Raw genomic sequence first — 14,380 nt, 5'->3', positions numbered from 1 at the left:
CGTGGCTGGTCATCCAGTCCGTCCACCCTCCTTTACGCTGCCGTTGCCGTTCATCCGGCCCGCGTCGATGTGATCCTCCTGCCGCTGCACCCGCTCATACGCGTCAGTGTCTGACGTTCCCGCGGATAATCGCCCTGCGGGCAGGTCCTGGAATGGCACCCGTTCCCGGGAGGCCGGGTGCTCCACGACACCCGCAGCGCCGATCTGCTGCACCGCTTCCGCCACGGCCTTGATCTGGCTCGTGGTCGGCTTCTCGCTCCCGGCAGCCGCGTGGATGAACTTGTTGCGGCTCAGGGTCCAGCGCCGCAATGGTCCGCGCTTTTCCGCTCCCGCGACTCGCGCGCCCGTGATCAGTTGGCTGGCGCGCTGCCGGGTGAAGCCCCAACGGGCTTCGAGGGAGGCGCCGAAGGTCTCAAAGGTAGCGCGGTACAGGCGCCGGTCCCAAATCTCCGTCAGGGCCGCGCTGGTCTTCCCGAACACGCGCAGTCCGTCCCCAATCACGGCTTCAAGCGGCGCCACGCCCGGTCGTTGCGTTCCTCGGGGACCAGGGGCTGAACAACAGGGGTTTGTGCTACGGCAGTCATGCCACCCTCAGTACATTCGGAAGATGACCGGGTTTAACCAGTTCATGACCCCTGCACGCATCGTGGGTCACGTCTTGTCATTGAGTGGGTTGATGCTTTACTTCCTGGTTCCTCGCTTTGCTACACTTGCTTTGATATTGCTCATCGTTGGCTTTGGGCTGAGTGTCGGCATAGATATTTCCCTTGCAATGGTAGGCAAGCAGACTTGGAAGAGTGCCTTTCTTGGACTCATAGGGCCACTCATTGTTTTGATCTATATATTGTTTTAGAACCAGTTCTATTACCATAAATTCACCTGTGGGGCGGGCCTGCACCCGCCCCCTTTCATTCAGGCGCTGGCTGCGTGCCGCTGTCGGGCTGACTGCGCGGGAAGGGCAGGTCTTCTTCCTCGGGGGCGACCAATCGGTACATCGCCAGGTCGAGTCGCTGAAGGCACAGATGGCACCGCCTCCAGTGATCACCCTGCCGGACAACTGGGCGGCTCTGGAGGCGGTGGGGAAGTTGGTGGGTGAGGGTGTACCGACGTGGGAGGTGTTGATGCGCTCAGGCACGGGCCCAAGGGTGGGCCAGGTGGGGTGCAGGGGGTTTAGAGCATTTGTCAGAATGGCGCCGCGCGTGTATGTCACCCTCCCGGCGCCATTCTCCCCCATGCCCATTCCAGTTCGCTCGCCGGGCTCGGTCAAAAGGGGAACTCTTTTCGGCACATGCCCCAAAAGAGTCTTTCTCGTTCCAGGGTTCACTCCCGAGCTCGGCCGCCATGTTCTAACACCGCTTCGAGGAATGTCGTGAGGTTGTCCGGCCCACCAGGCCGCGGCTCAGGAATAGCGAACGTGACTTCTGAGAGAGTGCTGTCGTGCCGATGCAGATGCTCGCGCAGAGCGAAGAGCATGGCCGGAGCAACGACACCTGGGTCATTGCCAAACACCCCACAGCCCCACGCGCCGAGAATCAGGTGATCTGTTTCAAGCTCCCCAGCGGCGCGCAACACCAGGTGGGTGCGGGTGCGAATGAGCTCCCCCGCCTGACGCTGCCGCCCCTGGTCTCCCGGAAATTCCCGCAGGTTCGGCGCGGCACAACTGATGACGTTCGCTCGCCTCGGAATGATCGGCTGACCGCCGTCATCCAGGAAGAAGAAAACGTCAGGGGAAAGCAGAGCTGCATGCGCCCCCATGGCGTCCGCCGCACGGCCCGCTTCATAAAACGGCCGTGCCGCACCGCACGACAACGACGCGAACAGCGTCGACGTCCGGCACAGGTCCTCCTCCTGCGCGAGACTGCCGGTCAGGAAGTCCCCGCCGACGCGCGTGCCGGAAGCAAAGTTCAGGACAGTTACTCGCGTGCCTGACGGTGCCCGGTGGACTGCCTGCGAGCTCGTCGCATCCATCACCGACAACTTCGGCCAGGGCCGTTCGGGACCACGCCCTATGGATGGAGCACCCTGCAAGACGCGCGTGCTGCGGATCAGCGCGTCCAGTTCCAGAGAAAGGGTTTCCCTCCTCGGGTGTACTGCCCGGCTTCCAGGAGCGCCAGCACATCTTGTGTGCGTTTCTGACGTTGCGTGCGGCTGCTTTGCGTCATACCGCTCCTTCCAGGGCAGGAAGCTGGAACTGCCCGCGGCGCGGGAATGACGAGGATGACCCGTACCCGCCGGCTTGCGCCGCTGCGCCTCCTGCAATTTCAGCACATTCCGGAACTGCAAGAGCGGCCCATCCCGGGTAGGCGCTTGGGCAGGGGATCCAGTTTTTGTTCTGAACGCTGTCTCGCTGTTTTGAAACAGCAAGAGGAAATCCGGATGGGCGTCACGCAGGGCCACGCACTGCTCCCGCATTGGAGGCAGGACCCCGGATCCGGTTCCCTTGCGGACGTGTTGCGCGGCAGCTCCAGGCACCCGCCATGCTCAGCGCACCTCGTTCTGTTGTGGACGGAATAGGAATTGCAAGTGTGGGCGCAGGGAGACGCGGCCCCCTAGCCCAACCCTGGTCCAGACCCGCCGAGGCCGTCTACGCTGTCGCCATGCCAGAAGACGGAATGACAGCGACGGGCGGCCTGCACGGCATCACCCAGGACACGCCGGAGACGGCCGGAACACCGACCGGAGCCGGAAGCGTGGACGGGATTTCCGCTGCCGGTGATCCGCCCGCTACCGCCGAGGAGAGCCGTACCACGGGCGGCACCCTGATAACCGCCGAGCGGGGCGGAGCGGAAGGGGGAGACGCTGCACCGGCCCACCCGGCCCTCGCGCGCGCGGAACAGGAGGAACAGCGCGAGAAGGGTATGGGGGACAGCGAGGACGGGGGCGTGACGGGCGAACACAACTTCTGACCGGCGTGAGAGCACAGCCCGCCCCCATGCCAGATGGGGCGGGCTGAAGTTGGGGACACGCTCAGCGCGAGAAGGGCTGGAGGCTCAGGGTGACAGCACTGCCGGAGCTGTTGAATACACCCAGTTGTTCGGGAAGCTGCCACTGCGCAGGGAGGCTGTACCCGTGAGCCCAGTGCCCGCAATGGTGCCCGCCAACGTGGCGCTGACCTTGTTCCAGCCGCTGGCAAGCGTCCAGTTCACATTTACGCTGGTAAGCCCCCCGGCGTTTGTACAGTTCTGGGTGCCGGTCACGTTCACAGGGCGGTCCACGTACACGTAGGAGCCCGACACCGCCGTCAGGCCCACGGGCACGCCGAGGTCGTTGCGGCTCACGCTGACGGTCAGCGGCTGAATGGTCCCCGACTTGGTGGCGCTGACCTGGAGGCTGAGGGTGGCGCTCCGGGCCGCCGGGTCACTGACGGTAAGGGGACCGCTGCACCCGGGCAGCAGCACCGCGTTTCCGCCAAACGCCTGCGTCAGCCGGTCCGTGGGCGGCGCGGGAGGCAGCGTGAGGCTGAAGCTTCCGTCTGCGCCCAGCGCCGTCCGCAGGAGTTCGGAAGTGGTCTGACCACCCACGGTGCCCAGCACCGCCACCACATTCCCTGCGCCGCCTGTCCAGGCCCGCGTGTCGAGGGTGAGGGTCTGGGCGTTGAGATCACCCTCCAGCACCCCTCCGCTCACCGGAACACCGGCTGGCTGCGAAACAACCACATTCACCGCGACGCTCGCCTGCGCCTCGGCCTGGTTGCCCGCTGTGTCGCGGGCCACAGCGCGGTAGGTCACGGTGCCGTTTTCTCCGGCTCCCACTGTGTCGGTCCACCCGTAGGGAGCGGTGGAGTCCTCGCCCAGCTTGAGGCTGCCTCGGTAGAAGGTGACGCCCGACACCGCCACGTTGTCGGCAACAGTGGCCTGCAGCGTGACGCTGCCCGTGGCAGTGAGGCCCTGCGGCGCGGCCTGCAAGCTGACGGTGGGTGGGGTGGTGTCACCTCCGGTTCCGGGCGTGGTTCCCCCCGTGCCAGGAGCAGGATCACCGTTACATGCGGCGAGAAGCAGGGCCGGAGCAAGCAGAAGGGGGAGCCTTTTCATCGCACCTCACCTTAAAGACCACCTCCGTGAGGAGACAAGCCCGGGCCCCGTCATCCTCCTCACATCCCCGGCTGCACCCCGTCCCACCCTCCCCTTTGCCCAGGCGCTTGTCCCGTAGCATGGGCCGCATGAGTTACCACCCCTATGACCCCCGCATGGCCTACGATCCGGACCGCAAGCTGACCGACGGCGACGTGCATGACCTCAAGCCCGAGGGCTGGTGGGGCGACGACGGCAAGCTGTACCGCGACTTCAAGTTCGAGACCTACCAGGCGGGCGTGGACTTCGCTGTGCGCGTGGCGGCGCTGGCTGAGGAACAGGGCCACCACCCCGACATCCACCTGTACTACCGCCGGGTACGCCTGAACTATTTTACCCACGACGCGGGCGGCGTGACCGGGCGCGACATTGAGGGTGCGCAGGCCGTGAACCGGCTGTGGGACGAGCAAAACGGAGCGGGCAACGCTTGAAACTCACCATTCCCGATGCCGACGTGCTGTGGAGCAGCCTGCCGGAGCGGCGCAAGCACGAAATGGTCGTGACCGTTCAGGCCACAGACCTTGACGACCTCAACCACGTCAACAACCAGGTGTACCTGGCGTGGTGCGAGCAGGTGGCCCGCGCCCACGCCCTGCGCGAGGGCATGGGTACCGGCACCCTCGTGAAGCTAGGAGCCGTGCCCGTCGCCCGCCAGCACATCATCACCTACCACCGCCCCGCCCTGTTGGGAGACTGTATCCGCGTCCGCACCGCCCTGACCGTCAGCGTGGGCGTGCGCAGCATCCGCGCCTACACGCTGGACCGCGACGCCGGGGAGAGCAGCGACGGCGAGCGGCTGGCCGAATGCCAGACCGAGTGGGTGTGGGTGGACCCGGTGACGGGCCGGCCCAAGCGCGCGCCGAGGGAAGTGCAAGAGGCATTCGGGTTCTGAAGGGGCGCGGGGCCAACGCGCCGATCAGCAGCACCGGCGTGCCCAGCCACACCACGCCCACGGGAAGTGACTCAGGGCCAGCTCCAGGGCTCGCGAGGCTTCCCCCTCGCCTGCAGGCACGAACAGGGGCAGCGCCGTGAGGGAGAGGAGGGCCGCTGCAGAGCCCAGGCGCGGGGCGGCCACCTCGTGGGAAGCCCAGGCCGTATGACGCGCTTTCAGCAGGGCACGCCCGCCCAGATACAGCAGGGACGCCGCGCCCGCGCGCTTTACCCCCTCGTACCGGCGGCGTTGCGGGTGAGGATACCGCTGAGGCCCAGGGCCCTCAGGGCCGCGCGAAACAGCAGCCCGCAGGGCACCCCCAGCAGCGCCCTGAAGCCCGCCGGACGGCCTCTCACCAGTGGGGTGCGCGCGGAGGGCCGTACCCGCTCCCGCCCGGCGTCACCGTCAGCAGCAGGGAGAACACGGCGAAGCCGAGCAGCGTTCCGTCCATGCCCCAGCGCCGCGCCCGCTCTCCCCTACGTCACCAGTCCCGCCGCTCCCACCTCCCGGTGTGCTCCCGTGCGGAGCAGTTCGCGCAGCGCGCCCACCGTCTCCTCTACCTCGGCCTCGGTGTTGTACAGCGCGACGGGCGCGAGGCGCAGGATGTCAGGCTGGCGGAAATCGGGAACGATGCCGCGTGCGCGGAGCGCCACGCTGAGGGCCTGCGCCTCCGGGTGCGCGAGGGCCACGTGCCCGCCACGGCAGGCGGGATCGTGGGGCGTGACCACCTGCATCTCGGGCAGGTGCGCCTCCGCCAGCGCCATCAGGCGCGAGGTCAGTTCCAGGCTGCGGGCCCGCACCTCCTCCATCGTGACCGAATCGAAGACGGCCAGCGCCCCCTCCAGCCCCGCCAGCGCGAGGATGGGCGGCGTGCCAAGCTGGTACGCCCCTGCCCCTGCCGCTGGCCGGAAGTGGTGCGCCATCTCGAACTGGGTGTCCTTGGCGTGGCCCCACCAGCCGCGCAACCCCGGTGCCTGGCCGTGGTGCCGCTCGTGCAGGAAGAGGCCACCCGGCGCGCCGGGACCCGCATTCACGTATTTGTAGTGGCACCACACGGCGAAGTCTGCGCCCGCGTCGTGCAGGGCGTGGGGCACGCTGCCGACGCTGTGGGCGGCGTCCCAGCCGATCAGCACACCCCGCTCGTGGGCGGCGCGGGTGAGGCCCTCCACGTCCAACAGCTGACCGCTGCGGTACAGCACGGTGGGCAGCACGGCCACGGCCACGTCGTCCGCGAGGGCGGTCAGAATGTCATCCGCGTGCAGGGTATGTCCATCACGACTGGGAATGAGGCGCACCTCGGCTCCCTCACGCTCCGCCCAACTCTGAAGGGCGTACACGTCGGAGGGGAAATCGAGCGAGGTGGCGACGAGGTGACGCCGCCCTTTCTCAGAAGACGGGCCTTCCGGGCGGTAAAGCGTGGCGAGCAGCGCGTGGAGGTTGGCCGTGATGCTCCCGGTGGCGATGACCTCGTGGGGACGGGCCCCCACCAGCCGCGCCATGGAGGGCGAGAGGCTTTCGGCGAGGTTGAACCAGGCGTCCCAGCCGCCCACCGCGTCGCGCTGCCAGTCGTCCAGGCGGCGCAGTACCGCCTCACGCGCGGCGTGCGGCATCAGGCCGAGGCTGTTGCCGTCCATGTAGATGCCGGGAGGGATGGCAAACATGTCTCGCCTCATGCGTCCGCTCCAGGCAGGGTACCCGCTGGAAACAGGACCGCGCGGGCAGGCGCACCGTCTACATCAGTCAAGGGCAAGGGCAAGCAGACGAGATCGTACTCGCCGTCTGGTACAGCGCTGAGGTTCAGACCCTCCAGAATCAGCACTCCCGCCTCCCGGCAAGCGTGGTGAGCGCCGAGCGTCTTGCTCGTCAGTGGGTCCACGCTGGGGCTGTCGGTTCCAATGAGCTGCACTCCACGCCGCGCCAGTTCGCGCACGAGGTCCGGGTGCAGGGCGGCGAAGTCTTCCGGAAAGGTGGCCCAGCGCGCGGGCTGACCGGTGTGCAACAGCAGGCGGGCGGGCAGAGCTCCGGGCAGATCGTCCAGCGCCCTCGCCGAAACCAGACCGTCCTCGGCCTGCACCGTCAGCACCCGGCAGCGGCCCACGTACGGGTCCAGCCCCACCTCGCCCAGCCGCGCGCCCGCGTCGTCGTAGTGCCACGGCGCGTCCACATGGGTGCCGGTGTGGGTGCTGGTGCGGAGTTCACCCGTATTCACGCTGTCGCCCGCCGCGATTCGCATCCCCGGCTCCACCCGAAAGGCCAGGTCTCCCGGCCAGTTGGGATGTCCGGGCGTCAGGGCCCTGGAAATGTCGATCATGGGCAGAAGCATAGAGCGGTCAGCTTTCGGCCGTCAGCAAACCCGGCCTGCCGAGGGCTGAAGGCTCCTTCAAGTTCCCGGCGTACTTCCCGGAAACACCGCCACGCGCCCGATCATATACGCGCAACCGTACAGAAACAGCGTGGCAACGGGCAAAAAGCGCAGGCCTGGGCGGTGGGGAACCAGGCGGCCCTTGACGAGCACCTCGGTGATGTACAGGGTCAGCAGGCACAGCGCCGAATACATCCAGTGTTCCCAGTCGCGGCTGGGGTCCACGGGCAGGCCGTACTTGCTGAGGCCGCCGCCCACGTTCGTCGCGCTGGGCACTTTTTCACCCCCCACCGCCAGAATGAGGCCCGTGACGGCGGGAATCAGCGTGAGCGCCCAGGTCAGCCGCAGCCACACCAGAAAGCCGAAGCGCACCTCGCCCTTGATGGCCGGACCCAGGCTCCAGACCAGCAGCACCAGCGTGGACAGCGCGTAGGGCGTGGGAAACAAGAAGGCCAGGCCGCTGCCGAACTGGTAGCCGTGAATGAGGCGGAGAAGCTCCATGGAGGCCAGCGTAACGCGGGGAAGCGGGGACAGGCGTCAGATACGCCTGTCCTCCGTCCTCAACCCTCGCCCAGCTCCAGCCACGCTTCGGGCGGGAGGTAGGTCCCCGGGCGCAGCTCCGCCGCGTCGGTGGTGCGGCGCAGGGTCAGGCCGTCCGGCAGGCTGGCGAGCAGGACGTGTGGACCGCTGGGCGTGACCTGGAGGCCGTGCAGCGCCGAGGCCCCAAACGCCCCTCCCAGGTCTGTGATACCGGGGCGCAGGGTCAGCGCGTGTTCGCCGTAGGGACCGGTCATGTGCAGGGTCACGCCATCGGCGCGCAGGCGCAGCGGCAGTCCCAGGCCGACGAGCGAGCCCAGCGGCGGGTGCGGAGCGCGGGCTGGGCGGGCGACGGCCACGCCCAACAGGCTGCCGGGGCGGATTACGTCGCCCTCCGTTAGCAACCGGGTGCCCAGGCTGACCTCCAGGTCCTCAGGCATTTTCAGCACGCGCAGGCCGTCCCGGCCCTGCTGCAGCCGCAGGCCGCTGAGGTGCGGCACGCGCGCCTGCTGCCCCAGATCGAAGGGGCCGCCCAGGGGAAAGTCCACCGCCGTCTCCAGACCGCCCGCCCCCACCACCGCCAGCGTACGGTCCTCGCTGTAGGTCAGGCCCTCCACGGTGGGCAGGGTGGCCGGAGGCTGCGTCTCCGCCTCCCGCCGGGTACGGCGGCGCGACAGCAGCGCCCAGGCCCCCAGTGCGAGGCTCAGCAGTCCTCCGGCGATCAGGGCCGGTACCAGAGCGATCTTGCCGAGAAGTGCGCCTGGAGCGTCGGTCCCCGCCCCGGTGGCCGCCCCCGGCCCCTCCACCGCTGGCAGCAGCAACGGAGAGGCGTGGGGAAAGGTCAGGCTGGGCTGGACACGCTGCCCCTGGCCCAGACCACTGTTCGCGAAGCGGACGGCGAGCTCGCGGCCACCGGGCAGGCGCAGCACCTGGCCCTGCACGCCGGGCGGCAGGGCCAGCGTCACGGGAGGCGTGGCGGCGGGCAGCCGGTAGCGCAGGGTCACGCTCTCGCCGGGTGCGAGGGTCCGGTCCGCTCCCGGGTTGAGCCAGACGAGCGCGGGGGGACGGCCCAGCTTCAGGGCCAGGGGCACCCGGCGGGGAAGTCCTCCGGGCGCCCCCGGCGGAGCGCACAGCAGGGCGGGGGTCCCAGCAGGCAGGTCCGCGCCTCCCGCCAGCCGCACCGCGCCACCCTCCACCTTCGCACCCACCAGCCGAACACCCCTTCCCCGCACCGTTAGCGTGACTGGCGTGCCGTCAGGCAGCGGCACCCGAACGGAGCGCCCGGCGGTCACCTCCGTCACCGGCCACGTCGTCGCCAGCGCGGCCAGATCGGGCGCCTCGCCGGCGGGCAGCGTCATGCCCGCTGCGTAGCCGCTCCCCCGCAGCGCGGTCTGGGCAGCGCGAGGAATCGCGGCCCCCAGCGCCACGTAGTGCAGGGTGTCCAGCCCACCACGGGCCCGAAAGGCCGCCAGCGCCCGGCGGGCCGTGTAGCGCGCCTCCGGATCGTTGTCAATCCCGTCGGTCAGGACAAAGACCGTGGTGATGTACTCTCCCGCTCCGTCCAGGGGCGCCAGCGCCCCCTCCACGCTGCGGTAGAGGTAGGTGTTCTGCCCGTCGGCGCGCAGGCCACCCAGTTCCGCACGCCAGCGGGCAGCGTCCTCCGGAAAGACGTAGTGCCGCGCGGCGCGTGGACCCGTATCGAAGGTGACCAGGTCCACCCGGTCCGGCTTCGCGGAGTGGACGTAGCGGTCCACCGCCTCCCGCACCCGCCCGAAGATGTTCGGGTGCCCGCCGACACCCCGCATGGAGCCGCTGGTGTCCAGCACAAAGACCGCGCGGGTGCGGGTGGGCAGCGGTCCCGGGGGCAGGGCACACCCGGCGGCGACCGCCGGGTAGGCGGGCCGGGGCGGCAACCGCTCAAGCACCACCGTGGGGACCGTCCGGCCCACCTGAACCGGCGCTCCGGCGTGGACGCTGGAGCCCAGAGTCAAGAGGGCGGGGAGGAGCAGGGCGGCGCGGCGCATTCGGCTCCCATTGTGCCCGCCCAGATAAGAGGCCGTGAAGGGGTGGTGCGCTCCTGGCTCCAAACCGCTCCATCCAGCCGAGCCAAGTCTTCCCCCGGGATTACGCCATAGGCGTAATTTATTTGACCCGTTTCATCTTCTCCTGTATACTAAAAGGACCTTCGGAGGCGCTCGTAGCGCCCATTTTTCCGAAATCATGCAAAGCGAATGCCCCACCTGGGGCCCAGCAGGAGGACCATGACCCAGACCCATGAATACGACGCCAGCTCCATCTCGATCCTCAAGGGACTGGAAGCGGTTCGCAAACGCCCCGGCATGTATGTGCAGGGCGGCACCGGCATTGACGGCTACCACCAGCTGCTTACCGAAATTATCGACAACGCCATTGACGAGGGCCTGGGCGGCTTTGCCGACGAGGTTCACGTGATTATGCACGCCGACGGCTCGGCCACCGTGACCGACAACGGGCGCGGCATTCCCGTCGACATGATGAAAAGTGAGAACCGCCCTGCCATTGAGGTGATTTTCACCGAGCTTCACGCGGGCGGCAAGTTCGGCGGCGGCGCGTACAAGGTGTCCGGCGGCCTGCACGGCGTCGGCTCCAGCGTGGTGAACGCGCTGTCCTCCTATCTCGACGTCACGGTGAACAAGGGCGGTCAGCTGCACCACATCCGCTTCGAGAAAGGCGAGGTGACCACGCCGCTGGAAGTGCTTGGCGACACGCCTGCCGACGTGCGCTGGTCCACGAGGGTCTCCTTCCACCCCGATCCGGGTGTGTTCAACGAGTTCGAGAACCTCTTCAACTACGACCGCATCCGGGGCCGCCTGCGCGAACTGGCGTATCTGACGGGCCTGAAAATCGTCGTGCGTGACGAGCGGACCGAGCTGCACGCAGGCGAAGTGCGTGAGGAAGTGTTTCACGAGGAGGGCGGCATCGCCAACTTCGCGCGCGCGCTGATCACCGACGCCACCAAGCTGCTGTACGACCAGCCCATCGTGATGCGCGGCTCGCACAGCGACGTGGAGGTGGAGGTGGCGTTTATCCACGCCAACACCTACGCCAGCGACAACATCCTGACCTACGCCAACATGATCCGCACCCGCGACGGTGGCACGCCGCTGACCGGCTTCAAGACCGCCTACACGCGCATCCTGAACAAGTACGCGCGCGACAAGAACATGATCAAGTCCGGTAACCCGGTGCCCAGCGGCGACGACCTGCTCGAAGGCATCTACTGCGTGGTGTCGGTCAAGCTCGGCGAGCCCCAGTTCGAGTCGCAGGCGAAGGTCAAGCTGCTCAACAGCGAGGCCCAGACGGCTGTGAACGCCATTGTGGGCGAGAAGTTCGCCGAATTCCTCGAAGAGAACCCCAAGATCGGCAAGACCATCGTGGAAAAGGCCGCTGAGGCTGCCCGTGCCCGCGAAGCCGCCCGCAAGGCCCGCGATATCGTCCGCCGCTCCAACCCGCTGGAAAACGATGACCTGCCCGGTAAACTGGCCGACTGCTCCTCGCAGGACCCAGCCGAGTCCGAGCTGTTTATCGTGGAGGGGATCTCGGCAGGGGGCAGCGCCAAGGGTGGCCGTGAGCGCCGTTTCCAGGCCATCTTGCCCCTGCGGGGCAAGATCCTGAACGTCGAGAAGTCCGAGCTGAACAAGATACTCAAGAATGCCGAGATTCGCGCCCTGATCGGGGCCATCGGCGCGGGTGTGGAGGGAACCGGGGACCGGATGCACTTCGACCTCTCCAACCTCCGTTACCACAAGGTCATCATCATGACCGACGCGGACATGGACGGTGGGCACATCGCCACGCTGCTGCTGACGTTCTTCTACCGCTACATGCGTCCCGTCGTGGAGGCCGGATACCTCTACATCGCGCAGCCGCCCCTGTACCGCATCATGGTGGGCCGCGAGAAGAAGGGCACGTACCTGTATACCGAAGAAGAACTCAAGATGCACGTGGCCCGAGCGAACAAGGAAGGCAAGAAGTACGAGATTCAGCGCTTCAAGGGACTGGGCGAGATGAACGCCGACCAGCTGTGGGACACCACCATGAACCCCGAGACGCGGGCGCTGAAGCGCGTGCAGGTGGAAGACCTGATCGTGGCGAACGAGGTCTTTGAGAACCTGATGGGCAGCGAAGTCGCGCCGCGCAAGCTGTTTATTCAGGAAAACGCCCGCTTTGCCGAGATCAGCGTGTAAAGCCCGTCAAGTAGAGAAAAGGCCCGTCCCGGAATTGGGGCGGGTTTTTCGTTGAGGGCGCTTTAGAGCGTGTGTCAGAGTGAGGACTTCTTTTTGACAACTGCCCTAAACCGGTGCGACCTCCTGCGCTTCCCGGAGTTCGCGCAACTGAAATTCGTGGCGAATGGAGGACGCATCACGGCGTGTTTCAGCATCGCGCCGATCCAGTCGTGCCTGCCGGACGCGTAGATTTTGGGCTCCGCCCCGCTGTCCTGCACATCGGACAAAACCCCGCGCCAGCGCCTCCAGGTAAATGTCCACCTGGGCTTGGAGTTCCTCCAGGGCCGGAACTTCGGCGGCTTGAGGATGGGGGGGGCCGCCCGACCCGAGATGTCCGCACATCCCCGTCGGGCAGTTGCGCGCGAAGGAGGGGACGCGCAGCAACAAGTTCTCCACCGACTGCATCTTTTCCTCATCGCCAGACTGTCCCGCCTGGCCTGCCGCCAGACCTTCACGAAGTCGCGCCGGTGCCTGCCGTGCAGCAGCACCGGCGCGCGCACGGTCCGCGGCTGGAACCCTGTCAGCTCAGCAATCCTGGCCCATTGTCATGAACGGAACTGGGCTGCACATCCGTCATCTGGCGCAGAACTTTACTCCCGCCCCGCCGCCCACGTCACAAACTCGCGCAGGTCCGCCGCCTGCGCCTCCAGGCTGGGCCGGTCCACATACATCATGTGCCCGGCCTCGTAAAAGCCTTCGCGCAGGTTGCCGCGCAGGCTGGGGTCAAGCTGAAGGTGGTCCAGCGTGTGCCGGGTGGCGTGATACGGCGTGGCGAAGTCGTAGTAGCCCGACGCCACAAAAATCTTCAGGTGCGGGTTCTCGTGCATGGCCTTGCGCAGGGTACCCGACACGCGCACGTGCTTGTTCTCGAATTCCTTGTAACTCCAGGGCCGGACGCGTGAGGTCAGGATCTCATAGGGCAGATCTGACGCGAAGCCCAGTTCTGCGCGCACGTAATGGTTCATGGCCGCCGTGTACGGCCCGCGAATGGCGCTCATGCTGGGGTCATACTCGGGATGCTCGCCGCCCGAGTCGCGGTCTATGCCCGTAAAACGGCTGTCGAGGCGACCCACCATGCGGCCCTCGTCACGCAGCAGTTCCTTGCAGAACCGCGCGAGCGTGACCCGCAGATCGTTGCGGAGAACGAAACGCACATCCAGCCCGGTCATCGCCGCGTACCGCTCGGCCACCCCCTGCCGCTCCTCCTCCGGCAGGCGAGCACCGAGGTGCAGGGCACGCGCATAGTCTCCGTCGGCAAAGGCTTCGGCCTCCTGCAGGACCTCGGGGAGCGTGCGTTCCTTGCCCCGCTTGCCGTGATACCAGGCCGTCGCGGCGGCGGTGGGCAGGTGGACGATATAGGGCAGGTCATGGCCGGGCGTGAAGTCCACCGTGGAGAAGTCGAGGATGGAACTGACCAGCATGATGCCGTTCAAAAACATGCCGTGCCGCTCCTGCAAGAAACCGCTGAGCCCCGCCGCGCGCGTCGTGCCGTAGCTCTCGCCGATCAGGAACTTGGGGCTGAGCCAGCGCCCAGCCCGGCTGGTCCACAGCCGGATAAAGTCGCCCACCGACTCGATGTCCTTGCCGAATCCGTGAAAGTCGCCAGGTTTCTCACCCTCCACTGTCCGCGAGTAGCCGGTGCTCACGGGATCGATAAACACCAGGTCCGAGTGGGTCAGGAGCGTGAATTCATTGTCGGTGAGGTCATAGGGCGGTCCAGTCAAGGCGCCCGCGTCGCCCATCACGGCGCGGCGGGGGCCGAGCAGGCCGAGGTGCAGCCACACCGAGCTGCTGCCGGGACCCCCGTTGAAGGAGAAGGTGACGGGGCGGGCGTGGGAATCTTCCACACCGTTCAGGGCGTAGGCGACGAAAAAGACCTGGGCGCGGGGCTTGAGGCCCTCGGACTGGCCCTCTTTGGCCTGGGCTTCTTCCGACAGCACCAGCGTGCCCGCCGTGACCGTGTAGGCGAGTTCCTGCCCCTTCACCTTGATGCGGTGGTGGGTCACAGCCACCGCGTCGCGGGGCCTGTCGTCCTCCCGCCTGTCGTTTCCCGGCAGCCTCACCTGAAGGTCCACGTTGGGACCGACTGACTTCTCGTCGTGTTCGGGCATCTGCGTTCTATCGTGACACGCAGACCCGGCCAGGCACTTTCGCAGGGCCGCAGAATTGTCCACGAACAGCGAGAAGCGCTGGCCCTGCCGACTCAGGCCAGATG

The 14,380-nt window shown here is 67.2% G+C and carries 14 protein-coding genes; 5 read left to right on the top strand and 9 right to left on the bottom strand.

Annotated elements, in window-relative coordinates:
- Nucleotides 1-9: 9 nt before the first annotated feature.
- The gene (locus tag B9A95_RS17190; protein ID WP_084048416.1) at nucleotides 10-519 is read right to left on the bottom strand and encodes a hypothetical protein; all 510 of its coding nucleotides are present in this window, start codon (nucleotides 517-519) and stop codon (nucleotides 10-12) included.
- Between the two features lie 88 nt (nucleotides 520-607).
- On the opposite strand from B9A95_RS17190, the gene B9A95_RS17185 reads away from it, so the two are divergent.
- Nucleotides 608-853: a hypothetical protein gene (locus B9A95_RS17185; RefSeq protein WP_084048415.1), complete on the top strand. Its 246-nt coding sequence runs from the start codon at nucleotides 608-610 to the stop codon at nucleotides 851-853.
- A 467-nt stretch (nucleotides 854-1,320) separates the two neighbouring features.
- Here B9A95_RS17185 and B9A95_RS17180 read toward each other — a convergent pair whose 3' ends face one another.
- Nucleotides 1,321-2,397 (bottom strand): TIGR02452 family protein, encoded by a 1,077-nt coding sequence (locus B9A95_RS17180; protein ID WP_170928684.1) that lies wholly within the window; start codon nucleotides 2,395-2,397, stop codon nucleotides 1,321-1,323.
- Nucleotides 2,398-2,597: 200 nt separating this feature from the next.
- Between B9A95_RS17180 and B9A95_RS17175 the strand changes: the two genes are divergently transcribed.
- Nucleotides 2,598-2,906 carry a hypothetical protein gene (locus B9A95_RS17175; protein WP_139806844.1) on the top strand — a complete coding sequence of 103 codons (309 nt, stop codon included), beginning with the start codon at nucleotides 2,598-2,600 and terminating at the stop codon, nucleotides 2,904-2,906.
- Nucleotides 2,907-2,990: 84 nt separating this feature from the next.
- Here B9A95_RS17175 and B9A95_RS17170 read toward each other — a convergent pair whose 3' ends face one another.
- Nucleotides 2,991-4,031, bottom strand: coding sequence for an Ig-like domain-containing protein (locus B9A95_RS17170; RefSeq protein ID WP_084048412.1), 1,041 nt, complete (start codon nucleotides 4,029-4,031; stop codon nucleotides 2,991-2,993).
- A 128-nt stretch (nucleotides 4,032-4,159) separates the two neighbouring features.
- Between B9A95_RS17170 and B9A95_RS17165 the strand changes: the two genes are divergently transcribed.
- Nucleotides 4,160-4,501 carry a 4a-hydroxytetrahydrobiopterin dehydratase gene (locus B9A95_RS17165; RefSeq protein ID WP_084050793.1) on the top strand — a complete coding sequence of 114 codons (342 nt, stop codon included), beginning with the start codon at nucleotides 4,160-4,162 and terminating at the stop codon, nucleotides 4,499-4,501.
- Nucleotides 4,498-4,962: an acyl-CoA thioesterase gene (locus tag B9A95_RS17160; RefSeq protein ID WP_084048411.1), complete on the top strand. Its 465-nt coding sequence runs from the start codon at nucleotides 4,498-4,500 to the stop codon at nucleotides 4,960-4,962. The genes B9A95_RS17165 and B9A95_RS17160 overlap by 4 nt, the downstream gene beginning before the upstream one ends.
- Before the next feature lie 515 nt (nucleotides 4,963-5,477).
- Here the strand turns inward: B9A95_RS17160 and kynU are convergent.
- The 4 genes from kynU to B9A95_RS17140 form a co-directional block, all read right to left on the bottom strand.
- On the bottom strand, nucleotides 5,478-6,662 hold the full coding sequence (gene kynU / locus B9A95_RS17155; RefSeq protein WP_245808350.1) for a kynureninase: 1,185 nt from the start codon (nucleotides 6,660-6,662) through the stop codon (nucleotides 5,478-5,480).
- Between the two features lie 8 nt (nucleotides 6,663-6,670).
- Nucleotides 6,671-7,312 carry a cyclase family protein gene (locus tag B9A95_RS17150; protein ID WP_084050792.1) on the bottom strand — a complete coding sequence of 214 codons (642 nt, stop codon included), beginning with the start codon at nucleotides 7,310-7,312 and terminating at the stop codon, nucleotides 6,671-6,673.
- 69 nt (nucleotides 7,313-7,381) lie between these two features.
- Nucleotides 7,382-7,864, bottom strand: coding sequence for a hypothetical protein (locus B9A95_RS17145; RefSeq protein ID WP_084048409.1), 483 nt, complete (start codon nucleotides 7,862-7,864; stop codon nucleotides 7,382-7,384).
- 59 nt (nucleotides 7,865-7,923) lie between these two features.
- Nucleotides 7,924-9,924 carry a vWA domain-containing protein gene (locus B9A95_RS17140; protein WP_084048408.1) on the bottom strand — a complete coding sequence of 667 codons (2,001 nt, stop codon included), beginning with the start codon at nucleotides 9,922-9,924 and terminating at the stop codon, nucleotides 7,924-7,926.
- Nucleotides 9,925-10,161: 237 nt separating this feature from the next.
- Here B9A95_RS17140 and B9A95_RS17135 point away from each other — a divergent pair, with 237 nt between their 5' ends.
- Nucleotides 10,162-12,126 (top strand): DNA topoisomerase subunit B, encoded by a 1,965-nt coding sequence (locus B9A95_RS17135; RefSeq protein ID WP_084048407.1) that lies wholly within the window; start codon nucleotides 10,162-10,164, stop codon nucleotides 12,124-12,126.
- A gap of 105 nt (nucleotides 12,127-12,231) precedes the next feature.
- Here B9A95_RS17135 and B9A95_RS17130 read toward each other — a convergent pair whose 3' ends face one another.
- Both B9A95_RS17130 and B9A95_RS17125 read right to left on the bottom strand, forming a co-directional pair.
- Nucleotides 12,232-12,570 (bottom strand): hypothetical protein, encoded by a 339-nt coding sequence (locus tag B9A95_RS17130; RefSeq protein ID WP_084048406.1) that lies wholly within the window; start codon nucleotides 12,568-12,570, stop codon nucleotides 12,232-12,234.
- A 185-nt stretch (nucleotides 12,571-12,755) separates the two neighbouring features.
- On the bottom strand, nucleotides 12,756-14,276 hold the full coding sequence (locus tag B9A95_RS17125) for a S10 family peptidase (protein WP_084050791.1): 1,521 nt from the start codon (nucleotides 14,274-14,276) through the stop codon (nucleotides 12,756-12,758).
- Nucleotides 14,277-14,380 lie beyond the last annotated feature (104 nt).

Origin of the sequence: Deinococcus hopiensis KR-140 (assembly GCF_900176165.1) — a bacterium.
In the GTDB taxonomy this organism is placed as follows: domain Bacteria; phylum Deinococcota; class Deinococci; order Deinococcales; family Deinococcaceae; genus Deinococcus; species Deinococcus hopiensis.
The sequence above is the reverse complement of the archived record's forward strand: the minus strand, read 5'-3'. Positions and strand labels throughout refer to the sequence as shown.

Bases quoted from the DNA above. Each gene is read 5' to 3' on its own strand.
- B9A95_RS17175 (WP_139806844.1), top strand. From the start codon at position 2,598: ATGCCAGAAGACGGAATGACAGCGACGGGCGGCCTGCACGGCATCACC.
- B9A95_RS17165 (WP_084050793.1), top strand. From the start codon at position 4,160: ATGAGTTACCACCCCTATGACCCCCGCATGGCCTACGATCCGGACCGC.
- B9A95_RS17135 (WP_084048407.1), top strand. From the start codon at position 10,162: ATGACCCAGACCCATGAATACGACGCCAGCTCCATCTCGATCCTCAAG.
- B9A95_RS17145 (WP_084048409.1), bottom strand. From the start codon at position 7,864: ATGGAGCTTCTCCGCCTCATTCACGGCTACCAGTTCGGCAGCGGCCTG.
- kynU (WP_245808350.1), bottom strand. From the start codon at position 6,662: ATGTTTGCCATCCCTCCCGGCATCTACATGGACGGCAACAGCCTCGGC.
- B9A95_RS17170 (WP_084048412.1), bottom strand. From the start codon at position 4,031: ATGAAAAGGCTCCCCCTTCTGCTTGCTCCGGCCCTGCTTCTCGCCGCA.
- B9A95_RS17140 (WP_084048408.1), bottom strand. From the start codon at position 9,924: ATGCGCCGCGCCGCCCTGCTCCTCCCCGCCCTCTTGACTCTGGGCTCC.
- B9A95_RS17185 (WP_084048415.1), top strand. From the start codon at position 608: ATGACCGGGTTTAACCAGTTCATGACCCCTGCACGCATCGTGGGTCAC.
- B9A95_RS17125 (WP_084050791.1), bottom strand. From the start codon at position 14,276: ATGCCCGAACACGACGAGAAGTCAGTCGGTCCCAACGTGGACCTTCAG.
- B9A95_RS17130 (WP_084048406.1), bottom strand. From the start codon at position 12,570: ATGCAGTCGGTGGAGAACTTGTTGCTGCGCGTCCCCTCCTTCGCGCGC.
- B9A95_RS17150 (WP_084050792.1), bottom strand. From the start codon at position 7,312: ATGATCGACATTTCCAGGGCCCTGACGCCCGGACATCCCAACTGGCCG.